Origin of the sequence: Ramlibacter aquaticus (assembly GCF_015159745.1) — a bacterium.
GTDB lineage: Bacteria > Pseudomonadota > Gammaproteobacteria > Burkholderiales > Burkholderiaceae_C > Ramlibacter > Ramlibacter aquaticus.
The window spans coordinates 1-1,035 of the sequence record NZ_JADDOJ010000172.1; the positions used below are offsets into that span (position 1 = coordinate 1).

At 80.1% G+C, this 1,035-nt stretch carries 1 pseudogene; it reads left to right on the plus strand.

The window, feature by feature from the left end:
* Positions 1-1,035: pseudogene (locus tag IM725_RS19990) on the plus strand (Rne/Rng family ribonuclease); the annotation flags it as partial.

Below are 1,035 nucleotides of genomic sequence, written 5' to 3' on the forward strand. Positions count from 1 at the left end.
CCGCACCGGCCCGCCCGGCCGCGCCGGCGGAGACCGGCTTCACCGCCTGGATCAAGGGCCTGTTCGGCCTCGCGCCTGCACCGGCGCCCGCGCCTGCCGCGGCGCCCGCCGCACCCGAAGGCAAGAAGGACGAGCCGCGCCGCGAAGCCCGCGGCGAACGTGGGGAAGGTGGCCGTGAAGGCCGCGAAGGCAACCGCCGGGGTGGCCGTGGCCGCGACCGCAACCGCGGTGGCGACGGCCAGCGTGCCGAAGGCGAAGCCCGCCGCGACGGCCGCACCGGCGAGCCGCGCCGCGAGCGCGCCGCTGCCGAGGGCGAAGGCCAGGCACCGCGTGAAGGCGGCCGCCGCGACGGCGAAGGCCGCCGGGGCGAAGGCCGTGGCGAAGGCCGCCCGGAGCGTGGCGAACGTGGCGAGCGTGGTGAACGCGGCGAGGGCCGCGAACCGCGCGAGGCCCGCGAAGGCCGTGAGCCGCGCGAACCCCGCGAGCCGCGGGAGCCGCGCGAAGGCGGCCGCCGCGATCGCCGCGAGGGCGAGCCGCGCAACGCCGAGGTCCGCACGGGCGACGAGGTCGCCGCCCAGGGGGCCGGCGAGGCCCAGGGCGAGCAGCGCCCGCGCGGGGAGCGCGGGGAACGCGGTGAACGTGGCGAAGGCCGCCGTGGCGAGCGCCGCCGCGGTGAGCGCGCCCCGCGCGAAGGCCAGCCCGAAGGCGGCGATGCCGCGGCCCTGGGCTTTGCCGACACCGTGCCCTTCGAGGGCGCGGTCGGCGAGGCGGAGGCTCCGCAGGCCCGCCGCGAGCCGGCCGAAGGCGAGGAGCGCCGCGAGCGCCGTTCGCGTGACCGCTACGGCCGTGACCGCCGTGAACGCGCCCCGCGCGAGGAAGGCGCAGCCGCCGAAGGCAGCGCCGAGCAAGCGCCGGCGGCCGAAACCGCACCGCAGGAACGCGAGCGTCCCCGCTACCCGACCGGCTTCGTGAACGACGAGACGGCCGAAGCCAGCCCGCCGCAGGCGCTGGTCGCCGAGGCCCCGGCCCCCGCCC